The organism is Caballeronia jiangsuensis (assembly GCF_046030135.1).
Classification (GTDB): Bacteria; Pseudomonadota; Gammaproteobacteria; order Burkholderiales; family Burkholderiaceae; genus Caballeronia; species Caballeronia jiangsuensis.
The window spans coordinates 96,399-118,171 of the sequence record NZ_JAQQDB010000017.1 but is presented as its reverse complement, the minus strand read 5'-3'; the positions used below and the strand labels follow the sequence as shown (position 1 = coordinate 118,171).

17 protein-coding genes are annotated in these 21,773 nt (G+C 64.5%); 11 read left to right on the top strand and 6 right to left on the bottom strand.

The genetic code is table 11. The features are described from left to right. Nucleotides 1-15 precede the first annotated feature (15 nt). The 6 genes from PQR08_RS19690 to PQR08_RS19665 all read right to left on the bottom strand — a co-directional run bounded on the left by PQR08_RS19690 (nt 16) and on the right by PQR08_RS19665 (nt 7,691). Nucleotides 16-798 (bottom strand): glycine zipper 2TM domain-containing protein, encoded by a 783-nt coding sequence (locus tag PQR08_RS19690; protein WP_250483810.1) that lies wholly within the window; start codon nt 796-798, stop codon nt 16-18. Between the two features lie 287 nt (nt 799-1,085). Continuing rightward, on the bottom strand, nt 1,086-2,612 hold the full coding sequence (gene lysS / locus PQR08_RS19685) for a lysine--tRNA ligase (protein WP_408162156.1): 1,527 nt from the start codon (nt 2,610-2,612) through the stop codon (nt 1,086-1,088). Nucleotides 2,613-2,697: 85 nt separating this feature from the next. Next, nucleotides 2,698-3,802, bottom strand: a protein-coding gene (gene prfB / locus PQR08_RS19680; protein ID WP_187608802.1) for a peptide chain release factor 2 whose coding sequence is annotated in 2 segments (ribosomal slippage) — nt 2,698-3,720 and nt 3,722-3,802 — 1,104 coding nt in all. Because the reading frame shifts where the segments join, the coding sequence is not laid out codon by codon here. An 80-nt stretch (nt 3,803-3,882) separates the two neighbouring features. Continuing rightward, a complete protein-coding gene (locus PQR08_RS19675) occupies nt 3,883-4,755 on the bottom strand; it encodes a DUF5672 family protein (RefSeq protein WP_250483808.1) in 873 nt (290 codons plus the stop codon). A gap of 127 nt (nt 4,756-4,882) precedes the next feature. Then, the gene (recJ, locus tag PQR08_RS19670; protein WP_250483807.1) at nt 4,883-6,583 is read right to left on the bottom strand and encodes a single-stranded-DNA-specific exonuclease RecJ; all 1,701 of its coding nucleotides are present in this window, start codon (nt 6,581-6,583) and stop codon (nt 4,883-4,885) included. 13 nt (nt 6,584-6,596) lie between these two features. Then, nucleotides 6,597-7,691: a regulator gene (locus PQR08_RS19665; RefSeq protein ID WP_250483806.1), complete on the bottom strand. Its 1,095-nt coding sequence runs from the start codon at nt 7,689-7,691 to the stop codon at nt 6,597-6,599. A gap of 177 nt (nt 7,692-7,868) precedes the next feature. Here PQR08_RS19665 and PQR08_RS19660 point away from each other — a divergent pair, with 177 nt between their 5' ends. The 11 genes from PQR08_RS19660 (at nt 7,869) to eno (ending at nt 21,761) form a co-directional block, all read left to right on the top strand. Next, nucleotides 7,869-8,858 (top strand): glycosyltransferase family 2 protein, encoded by a 990-nt coding sequence (locus PQR08_RS19660; protein WP_238293942.1) that lies wholly within the window; start codon nt 7,869-7,871, stop codon nt 8,856-8,858. Continuing rightward, nucleotides 8,848-9,273, top strand: a complete 426-nt coding sequence (locus PQR08_RS19655; protein WP_222946771.1) for a GtrA family protein — start codon at nt 8,848-8,850, stop codon at nt 9,271-9,273. Before PQR08_RS19660 ends, PQR08_RS19655 begins: the two co-directional genes overlap by 11 nt. After that, nucleotides 9,257-11,107, top strand: coding sequence for a hypothetical protein (locus PQR08_RS19650; RefSeq protein WP_250483805.1), 1,851 nt, complete (start codon nt 9,257-9,259; stop codon nt 11,105-11,107). Before PQR08_RS19655 ends, PQR08_RS19650 begins: the two co-directional genes overlap by 17 nt. 132 nt (nt 11,108-11,239) lie before the next feature. Continuing rightward, nucleotides 11,240-12,493, top strand: a complete 1,254-nt coding sequence (locus PQR08_RS19645; protein ID WP_250483804.1) for a lipoprotein-releasing ABC transporter permease subunit — start codon at nt 11,240-11,242, stop codon at nt 12,491-12,493. Further along, entirely contained in the window at nt 12,486-13,199 is a 714-nt protein-coding gene (gene lolD / locus PQR08_RS19640) for a lipoprotein-releasing ABC transporter ATP-binding protein LolD (RefSeq protein WP_250483803.1), read from the top strand. The genes PQR08_RS19645 and lolD overlap by 8 nt, the downstream gene beginning before the upstream one ends. Before the next feature lie 24 nt (nt 13,200-13,223). After that, nucleotides 13,224-14,012, top strand: a complete 789-nt coding sequence (locus PQR08_RS19635; protein WP_250483802.1) for a TatD family hydrolase — start codon at nt 13,224-13,226, stop codon at nt 14,010-14,012. A 64-nt stretch (nt 14,013-14,076) separates the two neighbouring features. Then, nucleotides 14,077-16,560, top strand: coding sequence for a DNA internalization-related competence protein ComEC/Rec2 (locus tag PQR08_RS19630; protein WP_250483801.1), 2,484 nt, complete (start codon nt 14,077-14,079; stop codon nt 16,558-16,560). A gap of 16 nt (nt 16,561-16,576) precedes the next feature. Further along, nucleotides 16,577-17,398: an alpha/beta fold hydrolase gene (locus PQR08_RS19625; protein ID WP_250483800.1), complete on the top strand. Its 822-nt coding sequence runs from the start codon at nt 16,577-16,579 to the stop codon at nt 17,396-17,398. A gap of 172 nt (nt 17,399-17,570) precedes the next feature. Next, nucleotides 17,571-19,265 carry a CTP synthase gene (pyrG, locus tag PQR08_RS19620; protein WP_187608811.1) on the top strand — a complete coding sequence of 565 codons (1,695 nt, stop codon included), beginning with the start codon at nt 17,571-17,573 and terminating at the stop codon, nt 19,263-19,265. Further along, on the top strand, nt 19,262-20,116 hold the full coding sequence (kdsA, locus tag PQR08_RS19615) for a 3-deoxy-8-phosphooctulonate synthase (protein ID WP_035503085.1): 855 nt from the start codon (nt 19,262-19,264) through the stop codon (nt 20,114-20,116). Before pyrG ends, kdsA begins: the two co-directional genes overlap by 4 nt. Before the next feature lie 361 nt (nt 20,117-20,477). Further along, on the top strand, nt 20,478-21,761 hold the full coding sequence (gene eno / locus PQR08_RS19610) for a phosphopyruvate hydratase (protein WP_187608813.1): 1,284 nt from the start codon (nt 20,478-20,480) through the stop codon (nt 21,759-21,761). The last annotated feature ends 12 nt before the right edge of the window (nt 21,762-21,773 follow it).

The following is a 21,773-nucleotide window of genomic DNA, read 5'->3' as shown; positions in this document are numbered from 1 at the left end:
AACGCGCGTCGTCGATCAACCCGCGACCAGCGTCCCGTTCTGAATATGCACGCGCTCGCCTTGCTGGAACGGCGGCGGGTTCTTGTACGTGAAAGTCCGCGTATGGCCGTTTTCCATCCGCACGCGCACCGAATAATCGGTCTCGCTACGCAGATGCTTTTCGACGGAGTTGCCCGCCAGACCGCCGCCGAGCGCGCCGAGGAGCGTCATCGCGGTACGGCCGCCGCCGCCGCCGAACTGGTTGCCGACGACACCGCCCGCGACCGCGCCACCGACCGCGCCGATCCCCGTTCCGTGCCCTTCCTGCTTGACGGCGGAGATTGCCTCGACGGTGCCGCACGTCGAGCAATACGCGTGGTGCTGCGGCTGTTGCTGCGCATACGAAGGCTGTGCGGGTTGCGGCTGTGCCGGTGCTTGTTGCGCCTGCTGCTGGGCCGCTTGTTGCGCGGCTGCCTGCTGAGCAGCCTGTTGCTGAGCTGCTTGCTGCTGCGCTGCCTGTTGTTGCGCTGCCTGTTGCTGTGCCGCCTGTTGTTGCGCGGCCGTGGCCTGCTGCGCCGGACTCGGCGCGGCGGAATCGACCACTGGCTGTTGCGCGACCGGTGCCGTCTGCGTCTGCGGATTCTGCGCCGAATTGCTCGATGCCTTCGGGAACAGCCCCGTCATCGCGGCAGTCGCCACGAGGCTCGCGACGATGACCGCGCCCGCTGCCGTCGCGACGAGCGGATGCAGGCGCCGCTGCTGCGGCTGAGCGCCGCCGGAAGAGGGCGACGTACTGAGTTTGTTGGTTCCGTTATCCATTGTCGAACCTCCGATTCGAGGCAAGTTGCGGCTTCCGATGCCGGCCGTTACAGCTAATTGTGGGGGAAACCCGAATTTTTCGCTTTTTCGGCTTGTAACAATTTCGCGGATGTGACGTGCATCGAAAAAAGCACGTCTGATGCCAGCCCCGGCAGCACATGCCGACACGCCACCCGCTCCCGCGTCGGCCTTGAAATATTTACCATCGGTTACATCAGAATCTGCCAGGCGAAAAAAAGCGCGCCCCGGTGGGCGCGCTTTTCTCGCTTGTCGATCGAGCCAAAAACTCAATCTTCGCGACGCAGATGCGGAAACAGAATCACATCGCGGATGCTCGGGCTGTCGGTCAGCAGCATCACCAGACGATCGACGCCGATGCCGCAGCCGCCCGTCGGCGGCATGCCGTATTCGAGCGCGCGAATGTAGTCGGCGTCGAAGTACATCGCTTCTTCGTCGCCGGCGTCTTTCTGATCGACCTGCTTCTGGAACCGCGCAGCCTGATCTTCCGGATCGTTCAGCTCCGAGAAGCCGTTGGCGATCTCGCGCCCCGTGATGAACAGTTCGAAGCGCTCGGTGATGCCCGGCACCGAATCCGATGCGCGCGCGAGCGGCGACACCTCGATCGGGTAATCGACGATATACGTCGGTTCCCACAATTGCGATTCCGCCGTCTCTTCGAACAGCGCGAGTTGCAGCGAACCGACGCCGGCGTTGAGGAAAGCGGGCTGGTTCGTATCGACGCCGAACTTCTTCAGTTCCGTGCGCAGGAACGCGGCGTCCGTCAACTGCGCGTCGGTGTACTGGGGCGCGTACTTCTGGATCGCCTGATTGATCGTCAGGCGATGGAACGGCTTGCTCAGATCGAGCTCGCGGCCCTGATACGTGATGGTCGCGGTGCCGAGCGCATCGACGGCGGCCTGGCGGATCAGTTGCTCGGCGAAGTCCATCAGCCAGCGGTAATCGGTGTACGCGGCGTAGAACTCCATCATCGTGAATTCCGGGTTGTGACGCGGCGACACGCCTTCGTTCCGGAAATTGCGGTTGATCTCGAACACGCGCTCGAAGCCGCCGACGATCAGCCGCTTCAGATACAGCTCGGGCGCGATGCGCAGGAACATCTGCATGTCGAGCGCGTTGTGATGCGTCGTGAAAGGCTTGGCCGCCGCGCCGCCCGGAATCGGGTGCAGCATCGGCGTTTCGACTTCCATGAAGTTCGCCTGCGACATGAAATTGCGGATCGACGTGACGGCCTTCGTGCGCGCCATGAACGTCTTGCGCGACTCCGGCGTGACGATCAGATCGACATAACGCTGGCGATAGCGCATTTCCTGATCGGCGAGACCGTGGAACTTGTCCGGCAGCGGGCGCAGCGCCTTCGAGAGCAGACGCAATTCCGTGCAGCGCACCGACAGCTCGCCCTTGTTCGTGCGGAACAGCACGCCTTGCGCGGCGACGATGTCGCCCAGATCCCACTTCTTGAAGGCGTCGTAGGTTTCGGCGCCGACATCGGCGGGCGTCACGAAGAACTGGATCTGGCCGCTGCCGTCCTGAACCGTCGCGAAGCTGGCCTTGCCCATCACGCGCTTGAGCATCATGCGCCCGGCGATCGCGACGGGCAGGGGGTTCGCTTCGAGCGCGTCTTTATCCGTTTCGGCGTACTCGCTCTGGAGCGCCGCGGCCTGATGCGTCGGGCGGAAATCGTTCGGATAGGCGACGCCTTGCTCGCGCAGCGAGCGCAGCTTGTCGCGTCGCTCGGCGATGATCTGGTTCTCTTCCAGTTCGGGAGCGGCGCCCGGTTGAGTCGGTTCGGTCATGATGATTCTTGGCTTTGAATGCGGCGAATGCGCGGCGGGATGAAACGAAAGCGGCGCGACCGGAAGGCCACGCCGCTGCAAGGCATCAAACGCCCTGTTTCAGGCTCGCGCCGATGAAGTCGTCGAGGTCGCCGTCGAGCACGGCGCGCGTGTTGCTCATTTCGACGTTGGTGCGCAGATCCTTCACGCGGCTCTGGTCGAGCACGTAGGAGCGGATCTGATGGCCCCAGCCCACATCGGTCTTGCTCGATTCGAGCTTGTCCTGTTCGGCCTGGCGCTTGCGCATCTCGAATTCGTAGAGACGCGCCTTGAGCATCTGCATGGCTTCCGCGCGATTGCGGTGCTGCGAGCGGTCGTTCTGGCACTGCACGACGATGCCGGTGGGTGCGTGCGTGAGACGCACCGCCGAATCGGTCTTGTTGATGTGCTGGCCGCCCGCGCCCGATGCGCGATACGTGTCCGTGCGGATATCGGCGGGATTGATTTCGATCTCGATCGAATCGTCGATTTCCGGATACACGAACACCGACGAGAACGACGTATGCCGGCCGCCAGACGAATCGAACGGCGACTTGCGCACGAGGCGGTGAATGCCCGTTTCGGTGCGCAGATAGCCGTATGCGTATTCGCCTTCGACCTTGATCGTCGCGCTCTTGATGCCGGCGACATCGCCTTCGGATTCTTCGAGGACTTCGGTCTTGAAGCCCTTGCGCTCGCAGTAGCGCAGATACTGGCGCAGCAGCATGGACGCCCAGTCGCACGCTTCGGTGCCGCCCGCGCCCGCCTGAATGTCGATGAAGCAGTTGTTCGGATCGGCCGGGTTCGAGAACATCCGGCGGAATTCCATGTCTTCGACGCGAACGCGCAGCGCATCGGCGTCGGATTCGCACGCGACGAGCGTGTCCTCGTCGTTTTCCTCGTGCGCCATTTCGAAGAGATCGCTGGCGTCGCGCAGGTCGTTGTCGAGCGCGCTGATTGTCGAGACCACGCCGTCGAGCAGCTTCTTTTCACGACCGAGCGCCTGGGCGTTCTTCGAGTCGTTCCAGACGTTCGGGTCTTCGAGTTCCTTGTTGACTTCGACTAGACGCGCGGACTTGGCGTCGTAGTCAAAGATACCCCCGTAGCTCGCCCGCGCGGCGGCGCAGGTCGGCCAGAAGGCTTTCGATCGCGTTGAGACGTTCCGCTTCCATTGTCGATCTTCGGCTTCGTAAAAAGATGAAATTATAGCCGAACGCCTCATTGCGTCCGCGCGCGGAGGCCGTTCGTTGCTTCAGGAAGGTATCGAGCCGCGAGCAAACATCGATTCGCAGAAAGCGACGCGCTCCGCGGCCTTTGACTGGGTCAAGCCGCTGGATGTAAGGACCGCTTCGATTGCCTGTGGATTGGCTGTCGCCCGCAGGCGCGCGTAGATCTCGTGCGCCACGGCGACCTGGCCCGACTCCAGGCACCTGATCCAAAAAACGAGAAAATCCATCGAACCGGCTGTGCGGGGATGAGCGTTTTTTGCAATGAACTCCATATCGCCGGCGTTGGCGACGCGATGCATGTTGAATATTCCGTGAAAGCCGAATGTCGGGCCTATCGTTTTGGCCCATTCGAAGGAAAATCGATCGGCGATGCTGTCCGGAGCGAAGCGGATTCCGTATTCCGCTTCGAGCACCGGGCGAAAGGTTCGGCAAATGAGGTGGTCTTCCCCAAAGGCCGGGTCAGGTTCGAATCGTGGATCGGTTGCCAGGACGCGCAAAAGCCGGGTTGAACGCAAGGAAAACCCGCCGTTTCCAACCGTCATGCCATCCCGATGATGAGGCCAGCTCGCACCAATGTAGTCATAGTCGAAGAAGTCTTCGGTCCATGCTGCGCCATCCAGAACAAAGCCGTCCCATTGAACGATCAGCACCCAGGGCGTGCTCACATATTTGACGAGTTCTCTCAGGATGAAGGCGCTGTAATCTTCCCTCGTGCTGATCGTGGATATTGGAACGAGTCTGGAGTTGGTGTCGATGTGCCGGTCCGTGAGCAATATCGTTTCTCCGAACAGACAGTGCTTTTTCGAGTGTTCCAGGGCTCTCGACGCGAGAATGGGGTTCAGGCAGTCCACCGCGCAAAGCGTGACATTGCGCAGGTTTATTTTGCTTTTTGGCATGTTTATCCGGGTATCTGCTGCTTTTATTTTCGCGGCAAAACCCTAAACGCCATCGGGCAAGTCGATCGATAGGAGGAAGCTGAATTTCGCGCTTGAAGCCTCGTGCGATCCGAACCCGCCCGCCTTCTCAGCCCGCGTGCTCGACGATCAGTTGCACCCGCGCGACGCCGTTCCACGAATCGCTGACGAGCCGGTACGCGACGGTCGCGCGCGGCGGCAGCGGATCGACGTGATTGAACCAGATCGCGTTGAAACGCTGCCGCCCGCGCAACAGCGACAGCTTCAGATGCTTCTCCTTCACGAGCGCCTGCGACGCGACTTCGAATTCGCCGGAAAAAGTGGGCGCGGGAAAGCCCTGTCCCCAGACTGCGGCATCGAGCATGTCGACGAATTGCGGCGTGAAGTACGCGTCCTCCAGTTCGCCATCGGTTTCGACGGTGCGCGAAAGCGCTTCGGCCGTCAGCCATTCGCGCCCGATCGCTTCGAAGGCTTCGGTGAAGCGCGGAATGTCGGCGGTGGACATCGTCAGGCCCGCGGCCATCGCGTGGCCGCCGAACTTGTGGATGAGACCGGGCTCGCGCTTGCTGATCAGATCGACGGCGTCGCGCAGATGAAAGCCGGGAATCGAGCGGCCGGAGCCCTTGCAGAGCGTGCCGCTGTCGTCGGCGTGGGCGAAGGTGAACGAAGGCCGGTGGAACCGCTCCTTCAGCCGCCCCGCGACGATGCCGATCACGCCCTGATGCCAGCTCGCATCGTAGAGCGTGAGCGTCGCGCGCTCGCCGGGATCGATCGTCTGCAGTTCGGCGAGCGCCTGCTGCTGCATGCCCGCCTCGATTTCGCGACGCTCGCGGTTCATCGAATCGAGTTGCTGCGCGAGTTCCCACGCGCGGCCGATATCGTCGGTCGTCAGACACTCGATGCCGAGCGACATATCCGACAGCCGTCCCGCCGCGTTCAGACGCGGACCGAGCGCGAAGCCGAGATCGAAACCCGACGCCGCGCGCGCATCGCGGCCGGCGGCGCGGAACAGAGCCGCGATGCCCGGCTGCATGCGGCCCGAGCGAATCCGCTTCAAACCTTGTGCGACGAGAATCCGGTTGTTGCAATCGAGCTTCACGACATCGGCGACGGTGCCGAGCGCGACGAGATCGAGCAGGCCGTCGAGGCGCGGCTCGGGCGCGCTTTCATATGCGCCGCGCTTGCGCAACTCGGCGCGCAACGCAAGCAGCACATAGAACATCACGCCCACGCCCGCGATGCACTTGCTCGGAAACTCGCAGCCCGGCTGGTTCGGATTGACGATCGCGCGCGCGGCGGGCAGTTCGTCGCCGGGCAGGTGATGATCGGTGACGAGCACGTCGATGCCGAGTGCGTTCGCGGCGGCGACGCCGTCCACGCTCGCGATACCGTTATCGACCGTGATCAGCAGATCGGGCAGGCCGTTCTTCGAACGCGAGGCCAGCTCGACGATTTCCGGCGTGAGCCCGTAGCCGTACTCGAAGCGGTTCGGCACCAGATAGTCGATGGTCGCGCCGAACATGCGCAGGCCGCGCACGGCGACCGCGCAGGCGGTGGCGCCGTCGCAGTCGTAATCCGCGACGACGAGCATGCGTTTGCCTTGCGCGAGCGCATCGGCGAGCACGGCGGCGGCATCGTCGCAGCCTTTCAGGCCGGCGGGCGCGTGCAGGCGCTTGAACTCGGTTTCGACTTCATCGGGCGAACTCACGCCGCGCGATGCGTACAGACGCGCGATGACGGGATGCAGGCCGTGGCGCATCAGCGCTTCGGTATCGGCGGGAGAGGAGGCGCGCGTAACGATTCGCGTCATTGCAGGGTGTGCCTTATTCGATGAAGAGCGCCGCGACCGGACGGCGCCGCCAGAACTTGCGCAGATCGGAGCGCGTGACGGAGAGCGTGACCGAGCCGGTGTCGCCGCACAGCGTGAGGCTCAGGCGGCCGAGCGAGCCATCGGTGAGCGCTTGCAGCGCGGGGGCGAACCACGCGGCTTCGAGTTCCTTGAGCGACGCGTTCCAGCGCGCCCAGTCCTGCTCGATGAACGGCGCGGAGAACGGATTCAGCTCGACGAGCGTCGCGCCTTGCGAGCCGTCTTTCGACAGCGATGCAAACGACTCCGGCGGCATCGACGGCTTCACGCCCGACGCGAGCGCGAGACCGCGCGTTGCCGCGGCATCGGACATCACGCGGGCGAAGGGCGTCGCCACGGGCCGCATCGCGCCTTGTCCGTGAAGCCAGATCGAATTGATCGCGGGCAGGCCGCGCGCTTCGCGCTCCACGTTCAGCGGATGCTCGAACCACGCCATCTGCACTTCGTTCTGCAGCTTCATCCACGCGCGCGAGCGCTCGCCGGTGCGCGCTTCGTGCGGCAGCCAGATTTCGATGTTGCGGCCCGTCGCGCGCAGCGGCGATGCGCCCGCGAGCGAGCCGAGCGCTTCGCCCGACACGTACCAGCGCAAAGGCGTCGGTGCTTGCAGCGTGACGCCCAGGTCTTCGATCACCGGCCGCGCGGTCTGAAAGAGCGCGCGCGCTTCTTCCGTATGCACGCCGAGCGTGTCGGGATCGATCAGCACGAGATGATCGTGCGCGATGCGTACGTGAACCGGCTCGATGCAGGCCCAGGAAGCATCGCCGGGCGTGCCGCCGTCGGCGAGCAGCATGAAGGGCGCGAGCGGGGCGTCGTCGGCATAGCGTTGATCGGCGGGCGTGACGGCGTTGAAGCGCCGCGCGATCCAGCGTTCGTGCGGCAGCGTTCGCTGGAAGTCTTCGCCGATGACGCGTTCTTCGAGCGTCGCGCGGGCGAGCAGCTTGTCGAGCGCCGCGCTCTCCAGTCCGTGCAGGGCGATGGCGGCATCCGCGGCCGACGGCAGCGCGAACGGCAGCAGGAGATGAAGGTCGTGAACGGGCATGATGCTCGGCATTGTAGGGCAAAGCGGGCAGGGCGACGGACCGCTTCGAAGTGTGCGAAGACGCCTGGCGGTGCATGCGTCGGGCCGCGTCGCAAAATGTGGCGCGGTGCGCCGGGCGCATGGGGATAGGTAAAATCACATGTTTGCGCAGTCCCCTTTTATATTCGAACACCCGATATGGAGCAGACGTTGGCCGATCCTTCGCACCGACACGCCACGGCGCCGCGCGCCGCACGTTTCGGTCACGTGCGCATTGCCGTACTGGTGCCTTGCTATAACGAAGCCGTCACGGTCGGGTCGGTGGTGCAGGGTTTTCTCGCGGCGCTGCCCGACGCGAAGGTGTACGTCTTCGACAATTGCTCCTCGGATGACACCGCCGGTGCCGCGCGACGCGCGGGCGCCGTGGTGCGGCAAGTCGCCGATCAGGGCAAGGGCAACGTGATCCGCCGCATGTTCGCCGACGTGGAAGCGGACGTCTACGTGCTCGTCGATGGCGATGACACCTACGATGCGAGCGCCGCGCCGGCGCTCGTCGAGAAATTGCTGGCGAATGGACTGGATATGATCGTCGGGGCGCGCCGTTCGGAGGAGCGCGAGGCGTACCGGCTTGGCCATCGCTTCGGCAATCAACTGCTGACGCGCTTCGTGGCGACGCTTTTCGGGCGGACCTTCACCGACATGCTCTCGGGATATCGCGTGTTCTCGCGCAGATATGTGAAATCGTTTCCGGCACATGCGGCCGGATTCGAAACGGAAACCGAGTTGACGGTCCACGCGCTCGAATTGCGCATGCCCGTTGCGGAGATGGATACGCGCTACCGCTCGCGGCCAGCCGGTTCGGAAAGCAAGCTCAACACCTATCGCGACGGCTGGCGGATCCTGCTCACGATCTTCAAGCTCTTCAAGACCGAGCGTCCGCTGATGTTTTTCTCGATCGGTTTCGCCGCATGCGCGTTGACCTCGCTGCTGCTCGCGTTGCCCGTCATCGAAGACTTTTTCAAGACCGGCATGGTGCCGAGGCTGCCCACCGCGGTGTTGTGCGCGGCGCTCATGTTGCTCGGCGCCTTGCTGCTCACGTGCGGAATCGTCCTCGATACCGTGACGCACGGGCGCCGCGAGACGAAACGCTTCGCCTATCTCAATCAGCCCGGCCCCGCCGACTATCCCGATGCCTCCTGACGTGGGCGGTCAATTCATTCGCTTCGCAATCGCGGGCGCGGTAGGTTTCATCGTCGATGCAGGCGTGCTGATGCTCGGGCTCACGCTCGGCCTCGGTTATTTCGCGGGCCGCGCCGTGTCGTTTCTGTGCGCCGTGTTCGCCACCTGGCGGATCAATCGGCGCTTCAGCTTCCCTGGCGTTGTGAAGCGCTCGACCTGGGCGGAATGGTGGCGCTATCTCGCCGCGGCTTCGGTCGGCGGGAGCGTCAACTATCTCGCCTACACGGCGGTCGTGATCAACTGCCGCCCGGCCGCATGGCTGCCGACCGTCGCGGTCGGAGTGGGCTCGCTGGCCGGCATGGTCGTCAATTTCGCCACCGTCAAATGGTGGGTCTTCAAACATCGAAACAAGCAGTCCAATGCAGCCAACCAATAGTCCCGCTTCGACCTCGCGTTGGTCGCAACTGAAGGCGCTCGATCTGAATTCGTCGCGCGTGCGGGCCCGCGCGCTGGTTCTCGTGCCCGTGCTCTCCGGCCTGTATTCGCTTTTGCTCGGCGCGGACGCCAACTGGGACCTTTTCAACTATCACCTCTACAACCCGTTCGCGTGGATCAACGGCAAGCTGTCGATCGATTTCGCGCCCGCGGGCATGCAATCGTTCTTCAACCCGATGCTCGACACCGGGGTGTATTGGCTGAACACGCATCTGCCGTCGCGCGTCGTGGGCTTCGCGATGGGCGCGCTGCACGGCCTCGTGTTCGTGCTCCTGTTCCATATCGCGCGCTTCGCGATGCCGCATCGAGCGCCGGAAGACGCGAATCGCGTGCCGCTGCTGCTCGCGCTCGCGGGCGCGCTGAGTCCGAGTTTCCTGACGGGCATCGGCAACTCGATGGGCGACGATACGACCGCGCTCCTCATCCTCGCGAGCCTGCTCCTCTTGCTCGCCAACTGGGAAACGCTGTCGTCGGTGCGGCTGCGCGGCTGGCTCGTCGTCGCGGCTTGCGGCTTCGTGTGCGGACTCGGCGTCGGGTTCAAGCTCACCAACGCGATCTTCGCCGTGGCGCTGTGCGTGGCGCTGCTCGCTTATCCCGCGTCGGCTGGGGTGCGCGTGCGGCTCGCGTTCGTTTTCGGCGTCGGCTCGCTAGCCGGATTCGCCGTGACGGGCGGCTACTGGCTCTTCCACATGTGGCGCTTGTTCGGCAACCCGTTTTTTCCGCTCTTCGCGAAATGGTTTCCGAATTCGCTGACGGTGCCGCTCAACGGCGACCTGCGCTGGCTGCCGCGCAATCTGCTCGAAACCGTGCTGTGGCCGTTCGTGATCGCAGCCGATCCGAGGCGTGTCGGCGAATCGCCGGTCCGTCAGATCGTCTGGCCGCTCGTCTATGCCCTCTTCTGGATCTGGGTCGCAGCATGCGCCATCGCGCGGTTTCGCGGACGCGGTATGGCGCGGCTGGATGCGCGCTCGCGCTTCGTCATCGTGTTCGTCGCGCTCGGGTATGTGCTGTGGATGAAGGGCTTCAGCATCTACCGATACGTCGTCGCCATCGAAGTGCTGACGCCCATCGTCACCTTCGTGTTGCTGCAACGGCTTCTCGACGATCGGCTGGCGCGGCGCGTGGCGGCATGGATCATCGGCGGGGCGGTGGCGGTGACCGTTCTGGGCGGCGTGCGGACCTGGGGGCATGAAGGCTGGGCGGACCCGCTTTATCACGCCGAACTGCCGGCGCTTGCCGAACCCGCGCGCACGACCGCGATCATCTACAGCGAGACCACCGCGTGGGCGTGGCTCGCGACACGCTTTCCGGTCGATGTCGCGTTCACGCAGATCGACAGCAGTTTCCCGCGCGGCCCGGCCTTCGACGAACGCGTCCGCGAGATGGTCCGCTCGCGCGGCGGCCCCGCATTCGCCCTGATCGATGGAAGCTACAACTGGCGAGCCGACAGCATGGTGCGCACGAACGCCATTCTCGACAGCGTCGGTCTGACGTCGGGCGCGGGCGGTTGCGGCGCACTGCGCTGGACGGTGGATCGTCTGCGCCTGCGCGCGAGCTACCGCGACGATCCGGCCGGCCCGAAGCGCTGTCACCTCGGCCTGCGCGCCGACGATGTCCGCGACAGCGACGCCGAGAACCGCTCGCTCGCCGATCGCGCGGCGTCGGCATTCGGGCGTTACGGCTTCGTGCTCGACACGGCGTCGTGCGCGCGCTACCGCGCCGGAATCGGGAAGGGCGTCACCGTCTATCAGTGGTGCCGCGTGAGCCTGCGCTGACATGACCACGGCCGTGCACGCCACGCGGCGTTCGGCGTTCGCTGCCGTACCGTTCGCGTCATGTATGGCAAACTTTCGCAAATTCGCGCCATCGGGGCATGACAACGCTGGACAGCAGCAGAAAGGAATCGCTTGAAACTTCCGTACGAATGGCAGATCGGCTGGCGTTACACACGCGCCAGCAAACGCACCACAGGCAACGGCTTCATCTCCTTCATCGCGCTCGTATCGATGGCGGGCATTGCGCTCGGCGTCGCCGCGCTGATCGTCGTGCTGTCGGTCATGAACGGCTTCCAGAAGGAAGTGCGCGACCGGATGCTCTCGGTGCTCGCGCACGTCGAAATCTTCTCGCCGACCGGCTCCATGCCTAACTGGCAACTGACCGCGCAGGAAGCGCGCCGCAATCCGGAAGTGGTCGGCGCGGCGCCCTATGTCGAAGCGCAGGCATTGCTCACGCGCCAGGGGGCGGTGAGCGGCGTCGCGCTGCGCGGCGTGGAGCCGTCGCTGGAACCGGAAGTGTCGGACATCGGCAAGGAGATGCGCGCGGGCAAGCTCACGGACCTCAAGCCGGGCGAATTCGGCATCGTGCTCGGCAAGGATCTCGCAGCGAATCTCGGCGTGACGGACGGCGACAAGATCACGCTCGTCGCGCCCGAAGGCACCATCACCCCGGCGGGAATGATGCCGCGGCTCAAGCAGTTCACCGTGGTCGGCGTCTTCGAGTCCGGTCACTATGAATACGACTCGACGCTCGCGCTCATCGAAATCCACGACGCCGAAGCGCTCTTTCGCCTGCCCGCGCCGACCGGCGTGCGCCTGCGCCTGAAGGACATGCAGCGCGCGCCCGAAGTCGCGCGTCAGCTCGCGCGCACGCTGTCGGGCGATCTCTACATCCGCGACTGGACGCAGCAGAACAAGACGTGGTTCTCCGCCGTGCAGATCGAAAAACGCATGATGTTCATCATTCTCACGCTGATCATCGCGGTCGCGGCGTTCAATCTGGTGTCCTCGCTCGTGATGACCGTCACGGACAAGCAGGCCGATATCGCCATCCTGCGCACGCTCGGCGCGCAGCCGGGTTCGATCATGAAGATCTTCGTCGTGCAGGGCGTGACGATCGGCTTCATCGGCACGGCGCTCGGCGTGACCTTCGGCTGTCTCGTCGCGTGGAGCATTCCGTGGCTCGTGCCGATGATCGAGCATCTCTTCAACGTCCAGTTCCTGCCGTCTTCGGTGTACTTCATCAGCGAACTGCCGTCGGAGCTCGTGCCGGGGGATGTCGCCAAGATCGGCGTCATCGCTTTCGTGTTGTCGTCGCTCGCGACGCTCTATCCGAGCTGGCGCGGCGCGAAGGTTCGTCCGGCGGAGGCGCTGCGCTATGAGTGACCTGATTCCGGCCAGCAATCTCGTTTTGCAGGCATCGGCCATTTCGAAGACGTTCGTGCAGGGCGGCTTCAACGTGCCCGTGCTCAACAACGCGCAACTCGATGTGATGAAGGGCGAGAAGCTCGCGATCGTCGGCGCGTCGGGCTCGGGCAAGAGCACGCTGCTGCACGTGCTCGGCGGGCTCGATGAGCCGAGCGCGGGCAAGGTTTCGCTGCTCGGCAAGCCGTTCACCGAGCTGAAGGAGAAGGAACGCAACGAGCTGCGCAACCGTGCGCTCGGCTTCGTGTATCAGTTCCATCATCTGCTGCCGGAATTCACAGCGCTCGATAACGTCGCGATGCCGTTGCGCATCCGCCGCATGGCCGAAGACGACGCGCGCCGGCAGGCGCAGGAGATGCTGGAACGCGTGGGCATCGGGCACCGCGCGAAGCATCGGCCGGGCGAATTGTCGGGCGGCGAGCGACAGCGTGTGGCGATCGCGCGCGCGCTCGTCACGCGTCCGGCCTGTGTGCTTGCCGATGAACCCACCGGCAATCTCGACGGCGGCACGGCGGACACCGTCTTCAACCTGATGCTGGAGCTGTCGCAGACGCTCGAAACGAGCTTCGTGATCGTCACGCACGATCCCGATCTCGCCGCGCGCTGCGACCGCATCATGCGCCTGCGCGACGGCGTGCTGCACGAAGAGCCGCCCGTGCCGGTATAACGCGTTTCCTGTGCGGGAGGCGTCATGTGGATCGATACGCACTGTCATCTCGATGCCGGAGAGTTCGATGCCGACCGCGATGCCGTCGCCGGCGCGGCGCTCGATGCGGGCGTGAAGCGCATCGTGATTCCGGGCGTCGATCGCGGCAATATTGCGACGGTGCGCGCGCTCGCGCATCGCATCGCGGGCGGCGCGTATGCGCTCGGCATTCATCCGCTTTTCACGCCGGGCGCGCGGGAAGACGATCTGCGCGTGCTGCGCGACGAGATCGCAGCGAGTCTCGATGATCCGCTGTTCGTCGGCATCGGCGAGATCGGGCTGGATTATTTCGTGCCGACGCTCGACGACGCGCGCCAGCAATTCTTCTACAACGAACAATTGAAGCTCGCGCGCGAGTTCGATCTGCCCGTGATTTGCCACGTGCGCAAGTCGCAGGACAAGGTGCTGAAAGGCTTGCGCGTGTACGACATTCATCGCGGCATCGCGCACGCGTTCAACGGCAGCTTCCAGCAGGCCGAGGCGTTCATCGCGCAGGGCATGCGTCTCGGCTTCGGTGGCAACCTCACGTTCGAACGCGCGCGGCAGATTCGCCGTCTCGCGACGGAGCTTCCGCTCGACGCGATCGTGCTCGAAACCGATGCGCCCGACATCGCGCCTTCGTGGCGCTACAAGCAGCGCAATACGCCGGATCAGGTCGCGCAAATCGCGAAGGTGCTCGCGCAGTTGCGCGGCATCGACGAAAACACGCTCGCCCTAGGCACAACGGCTAACGCGCACGCCGCGCTCCCACGGCTCGCGCCCGCCTCTTCATAATCGTTCCGATCGACGTTCGTCTCTAAGCGCGTGCGTCTGCGGCAACGAAAACGAAGAGGAAGAAGTGCGGGCGATTCTGCTGGGATTTGCGTTGGGCGTCTGGGGCCTGCAGCAGCAGGCTCGCTTGCCGGATGGCATCGCGTGGTTCGCAGTCTGCGCGGCGTTCGTCGTTGCGATGACGCTCGGCGCGATGAAGGCGCGTCTGCGCATCGCGAGCTTCGTAATCGGCGCTTGTGCGCTCGGCTTCGCGTACGCCGCGATGCGTGCCGAAGTCCGGCTGCGCGAGCAACTGCCCATCGCGTACGAGCAGCGCGACATCGAGCTGACGGGTTTCGTGCGCGGGCTTCCCGAGCAACAGGCGGACGGCACGCGCTTTCTTTTCGAAGTCGAAGCGAACGGCGCGGGTCTGCGCAACTTTCCGAGCATCGTGCGATTGCTCTGGCCGTCGCCGGATCGCGCAACACTGCGCGCCGGCGAGCGATGGACGCTGACCGCGCGTCTGAAACGCGCCCACGCCAACGCGAACTTCGGCCTGCGCGATGCCGAAGCGAGCCTGCTCGAACGCGGCATTCGCGCGACGGGCAATGTGTCGGCTGCGCACGCGCCGCGCCGCCTGAGTCCCGATGCAACCGGTCCGCGTCTGATGATCGACCGTCTGCGTGAGCGCATGCGCGATCGCATCGAAAACGTACTCGGGCGTGCGCCGCATCGCGGGATCATCGTCGCGCTCGCGGTGGGCGCGCAGGACGCGGTCAGCGATGCCGACTGGGCCGTCATGCGCGCGACCGGCACGAGTCATCTCGTCGCGATATCGGGCTTGCACATCGGGTTCGTCGCGGGACTGGCGGCGTTGATCGTCGGCTTCGTTTGGAAGCGCCTGAGGCTGCGAGGCGTGCCGGCGCCACTGATCGCGGCCGCGCCCAAGGTGGCCGCGGCCGGTGCGGCCGTCTTCGCCGCCTGCTATGCCGCGCTCGCCGGATTCAACGTGCCGGCGCAACGCACGCTCTGCATGCTGCTGATCCTCGCCGTCGCGTTTCTCTGCGGACGGCGCCCCGCGTCGTCGCTCGTGCTTTTGTGGGCGCTCGTGATCGTGCTCGTCGCCGATCCGTGGGCGGTGACGTCGCCGGGATTCTGGCTGTCGTTCTGCGCCGTGGCGGCGATTCTGCACGCGATCGCGTCGGCGGGGCGATTCGAGTCGCGCGCGCAGCCGGAAGATCGCGATGACATCGATCAGTGGGATCGCGTCGATCCGAGCGAAGTCGGGCAACGCCCGGCGCACTCGGCGACACGCACAGTGCTTCCGGCCTTCGCGCGATTTTGCCGCCGCGCCCGGCGTCACGTCACATCGAGCGTGCGCGTGCAATACGCGGTGACGATCGCGCTCGCGCCGCTCACGGTCTACTGGTTCTCGCAGATTCCGTTGCTCGGCCCGCTCGCGAACGCGTTCGCGATACCGTGGATCAGCGTGCTCGTGACACCCGCGACGCTCGCGGGACTCCTGCTTCCTGCGCCGCTCGATGCGCCGATGCTCCTCGCCGCGCATGCCGCGCTCTCGCTGCTCTGCGACGGACTCTCGCGCCTCGCCGATGCCGTGCCGTCGCCGCTCTGGGTTTTGCCGCGGCCGGATGCGTTCGCGCTCGCGGCGGCGTGCATCGGCGTCGCATGGGCGCTCGCGCCGCGCGGCTGGCCGCTGCGGTTCGCCGCGCCGCTGACCTGGCTGCCGCTCCTCGCTCCCGCCGCGCATCCGACGCCCGTCGGTGCGTTTCGGGTGACCGCGCTCGATATCGGGCAGGGCTCGGCGCTCGTCGTCGAGACGGCGCGGCACACGTTGCTCTTCGATGCCGGTCCCGGCCCCGAATCGACGCACGCGGGCGAGTGCATCGTCGTGCCTTATCTGCAAGCGGCGGGCATTCGCGCGCTCGATGCGCTCGTCATCAGCCATTCGGATTCGGATCACGCAGGCGGCGCGCCCGCCGTATTGCAGTCGATCGCCGTGCGCCAGTTTCTGGCGTCGCTGCCCGCGAAGGATGCGTTGTGGCCGAACGCGCGCGCACGCGGCGCGCAAACGCTGCGCTGCGCGGCGGGGCAGCGCTGGACCTGGGACGGCGTCGAATTCCGCGTGCTGTGGCCCGAACCGGGGCCGCTTTCGGGCAAGCCGAACTATCAGTCGTGCGTGCTTCGAGTGACGAACGCGGCGGGGCGCGCGGCGCTGTTCGCGGCCGATATCGAAGCGGATGTCGAGCGCGCGCTGATCGCTCGCGAGCGCGACGCCTTGCGCGCCGACGTGCTGATCGTGCCGCATCACGGCAGCCGCACTTCATCGACCGAGCCTTTCCTCGATTCTGTCGGGCCGTTCGTGGCGATATTTCAGGTAGGCTATCGCAACCGCTTTCACCATCCGCACCCGACCGTGTTCGCGCGTTACCAGATGCGCGATATCGCGCTTTCGCGCAGTGATGAAGACGGCGCGGCACGCAGCGAAATCGGTTCGCAGATCACGTTCGAGCGCTACCGGCAAAGCCACGCGCGCTACTGGATGGCGCGCTGAAAAAACAGAGACACGCTTGAAAGACATCATCCATTTCTCGCACGCGAACGGTTTTCCGGCATCGGTCTATCGCACGATTTTCGCGGAGCTTTCCGACGATTACGAAGTTCGCAGCATCGAACGCATCGGGCACGACGCGCGCTTTCCGGTGACGCGCGACTGGCCGTATCTCGTCGATCAACTCATCGATGACATGAGCCGCTATCGACGCGAAGCCGACGACGCGCATCCGAAGGTATGGCTCGTCGGGCATTCGCTCGGCGGCTATGTGTCGCTGATGGCCGCGCTGAAACGTCCGCAATGGGTGAAGGGCGTCGTGATGCTCGATTCGCCCGTGATCGCGGGCTGGCGGCGCAGTCTCCTGCGCGTCACGCAATGGACGGGACTCGACGAGCGCCTGTCGCCCGCCGCCGCAACCAGGAAACGCCGCACGCAATGGGCGAGCCGCGACGAGGCGTGGCGGCACTTTCTGTCGAAGCCCGCATTCGCGCGCTGGGACGAGCGAATGTTGGCGGACTACATCGACTTCGGCATTCCGCAGACGCATGCGAACGGCGCTCGCTCGCTCGCATTCGATCGTCATATCGAATATCTGATCTATCGCACGCTGCCGCACACGCTCGGCGCGCGTGTCGCGCACGGCGTGCCGGTGCCGGTGGGCTTCATAGCGGGGACGCGTTCGCGCGAAGTGCGGCAGGTGGGGCTCGGCATGACGCGGCGCATCGCGGGCGCGCGCATCGAATGGATGGAAGGCAGCCATCTCTTTCCGATGGAGCGCCCGATCGACACCGCGCGCGCAGTGCAGCGCCTGCTTAAAGCGATGCAGCCATCGCCGTGACGAAGCGCTCAAAAGGGCACGAGCACGCATGCGGGCCTTGACGAACGGCCGGCGCGACGTTCCACAAAAATGACGTGGAAAAGCGCGGTTTTGTAGTCAATCTCCGCGTCTGGTGCGCTTCGTGGGAACCTGCCTTTACGGTATAATCCGTTTTTCCCGCGAGCATCTAGCGATGACCAAATATGTATTCGTCACCGGCGGCGTAGTTTCGTCCCTTGGCAAGGGTATTGCCGCCGCCTCCCTCGCCGCGATCCTCGAATCGCGCGGTCTGAAAGTCACTCTCCTCAAGCTCGATCCCTACATCAACGTCGACCCCGGCACGATGAGCCCGTTTCAGCACGGCGAAGTGTTCGTGACGGAAGACGGAGCGGAGACCGACCTCGACCTCGGCCACTACGAGCGCTTCATCAGCACGAAGATGCGCAAGGCCAATAACTTCACCACGGGCCAGATTTACGAATCGGTGATCCGCAAGGAACGCCGCGGCGAATATCTGGGCAAGACGGTGCAGGTCATTCCGCACATCACCAACGAAATCCAGGCTTTCGTCGAGCGTGGCGCCGCAGCGGCGACATGCGGTCAGCCGGATGTCGCGATCGTGGAAGTCGGCGGCACGGTGGGTGACATCGAGTCGCTGCCGTTCCTCGAAGCCGCGCGTCAGATGAGCCTGCGCATGGGTCGCAACAGCGCGTGCTTCGTGCATCTCACGCTCGTGCCTTTCATCGCGACCGCGGGCGAGCTGAAGACCAAGCCCACGCAGCACAGCGTGCAGAAGCTGCGCGAAATCGGTATCTATCCGAACGTGCTGCTGTGCCGCGCGGACCGCCCGATTCCGGACGACGAGCGCGCCAAGATCTCGATGTTCTCGAACGTGCCCGAAGACGCCGTGATCTCGGTGTGGGACGCGGACAGCATCTACAAGATTCCGCAGATGCTCAACGACCAGCACCTCGACGACATCATCTGCGAAGCGCTCAAGCTTTCGCCGCCGCCGGCCGATCTGTCGATGTGGTCGAACCTCGTCGAGAAGCTCGAGAACCCGAAGAGCGAAGTGACCATCGGCATGGTCGGCAAGTATGTCGAGCTGACCGAGTCGTACAAGTCGCTGATCGAAGCGCTGCGTCACGCCGCGATTCACACGTCGACGAAGGTCAATATCGAGTACATCGATTCCGAGCAGATCGACGCCGAAGGCACCGATGCGCTCAAGCATCTCGACGCCGTGCTCGTTCCGGGCGGTTTCGGCCGGCGCGGCACGGAAGGCAAGATCAAGGCGATCAAATACGCACGCGAATCGAAGACGCCGTATCTCGGCATCTGCCTGGGCATGCAGCTCGCGGTGATCGAATTCGCGCGCGATGTCGCCGGTCTCGCCGATGCGAACAGCACCGAGTTCGATCAGGACACGAAGAACCCGGTCGTCGCGCTCATCACCGAGTGGTACGACCGCGCGGGCCGTATCGAGAAGCGCAACGAAGAGTCGGATCTCGGGGGCACCATGCGCCTTGGCTCGCAGAAGTGCCCGATCAAGCCCGGCACGATGGCCGGACGCATCTACGGCACCGATGTGAACGAGCGTCATCGTCACCGTTATGAAGTCAATAACCGTTTCGTGCCCCAGCTCGAGGCCGGCGGGCTTATCATCAGCGCCCGTACCCCGAGCGAGGATCTGCCCGAAATGATGGAGTTGCCGCAGTCGCTGCACCCGTGGTTCGTCGGCGTGCAGTTCCACCCTGAATTCACGTCGACACCGCGCGACGGGCATCCGCTCTTCAAGGCGTTCGTCGAAGCGGCGCGCGCGCACGCCGAATCCGGCGATGCGAAGGCGCCCGCCAGGGCTGCGGCGACCGCGGGAGCGCAAGCATGAAGCTTTGTCACTTCGAAGCCGGTCTCGACAAGCCGTTTTTTCTGATCGCAGGCACGTGTGTCGTCGAATCGGAGCAAATGACGATCGACGTCGCCGGGCGCCTCAAGGAAATGACCGAGAAGCTCGGCGTGCCGTTCATCTACAAGTCGTCTTACGACAAGGCGAACCGCAGTTCGGGCAAGTCGTTTCGCGGCCTCGGCATGGACGAAGGGCTGCGCATTCTCGGCGAAGTGAAGAAGCAACTCGGCGTGCCGGTTCTCACGGACGTGCACGCGGAGCACGAGATCGAAGCGGTCGCATCGGTGGTGGACGTTCTCCAGACGCCCGCGTTCCTGTGCCGTCAGACCGATTTCATCCACGCGTGCGCGCGCTCGGGCAAGCCGGTGAACATCAAGAAGGGCCAGTTCCTCGCGCCGCACGACATGAAGAACGTGATCGACAAGGCGCGCGACGCGGCACGTGAAGCGGGTCTGTCGGAAGACCGTTTCATGGCGTGCGAGCGCGGTGTGTCGTTCGGCTATAACAACCTCGTGTCCGATATGCGCTCGCTCGCGATCATGCGCGAAACCAATGCGCCGGTCGTGTTCGACGCAACGCATTCGGTACAGTTGCCGGGCGGGCAGGGCACGAGTTCGGGCGGTCAGCGCGAGTTCGTTCCGGTGCTCGCGCGCGCGGCGGTCGCGACGGGCGTCGCGGGTCTCTTCATGGAGACGCATCCGGACCCGGCATGCGCGAAGTCGGACGGTCCGAACGCGGTGCCGCTGCATCACATGGAAGCGCTGCTCAAGACGCTCATCACCATCGATCGCGCGGTGAAGAGCGGCTCGTTCCTCGAGAACGATTTCAACTGAGCATCTGCGGCACAAAAGAAGTGCGGCGCGGGCGTCTTCATCGGCGCCCGTGTCACGATAAGAGGTCACCTGGAGTGACCGGAGCAACGGAGGAGCGTGCGGCACGCGTCAGGGCGCGCATCAGGGCGATACGCGCGTACCCGCACCGATCAGCGGGACTCACGCCCGCTCCCCACGAAAGCGATGCGGATCGAATCGCTATCCCGAAACGACCGCTCTTTGCGCCGGCGCTGAACCGGCGATCATCGAAAGGGTCTGAGCGAAGCAGTGAAGCGCGTGCCGCCGCGTGTATCGAAGTGTAAAAACAGGCGGCGCGCTTCGTTGTGACTGACAGAATTCATCGTCATTTCTTGAGGAAACCATGAGTGCTATCGTAGATATCATCGGCCGCGAGATTCTCGATTCGCGAGGCAATCCGACCGTCGAATGCGACGTGTTGCTCGAATCGGGCACGATGGGCCGCGCGGCGGTTCCGTCGGGCGCGTCCACCGGTTCGCGCGAAGCCATCGAACTGCGTGACGACGAAGCCGGCCGCTACAACGGCAAGGGCGTGCTGAAGGCCGTCGAACACATCAACACCGAGATTTCCGAAGCCATCATGGGCCTCGACGCCTCGGAACAGGCTTTCCTCGACAAGACCCTGCTCGAGCTCGACGGTACGGAGAATAAATCGCGTCTCGGCGCGAACGCGATGCTCGCCGTGTCGATGGCCGTCGCCAAGGCCGCCGCTGAAGAAGCCGGCCTGCCGCTGTACCGCTACTTCGGCGGCTCGGGCGCGATGCAACTGCCGGTGCCGATGATGAACATCGTCAACGGCGGCGCGCACGCGAACAACAGCCTGGACATCCAGGAATTCATGATCGTCCCGGTCAGCCAGCCGACTTTCCGCGAAGCGCTTCGCTGCGGCGCGGAAGTGTTCCATGCGCTCAAGAAGATTCTCGCCGATCGCGGCATGAGCACCGCCGTGGGCGACGAAGGCGGCTTCGCGCCGAACTTCGGCAGCAACGACGAGTGCCTGTCGACGATTCTGCAGGCTATCGAGAAGGCCGGTTATCGCGCCGGTGAAGACGTGCTGCTCGCGCTCGACTGCGCGGCGAGCGAGTTCTACCACGACGGCAAGTACCAGCTCGCGGGCGAAGGCCTGCAACTGTCGTCGAGCGAATTCGCAGACTATCTGGCTACGCTCGCGGACAAATTCCCGATCGTGTCGATCGAAGACGGCATGCACGAAAGCGACTGGGAAGGCTGGAAGATCCTGACCGACAAGCTCGGCAAGAAGATCCAGCTCGTCGGCGACGATCTCTTCGTCACCAACACGCGCATCCTGAAGGAAGGCATCGAGAAGGGCATCGCCAACTCGATCCTCATCAAGATCAACCAGATCGGCACGCTGACGGAAACCTTCGCGGCAATCGAAATGGCCAAGCGCGCGGGCTATACGGCTGTGATCTCGCACCGCTCGGGCGAGACGGAAGATTCGACGATCGCCGATATCGCCGTCGGCCTGAATGCCGGGCAGATCAAGACCGGCTCGCTGTCGCGCAGCGATCGCATCTCGAAGTACAACCAGCTGCTGCGCATCGAGGAAGACCTCGGCGATATCGCGAGCTACCCGGGCAAGTCGGCGTTCTACAACTTGCGCTAAAGCTTTTGCCGC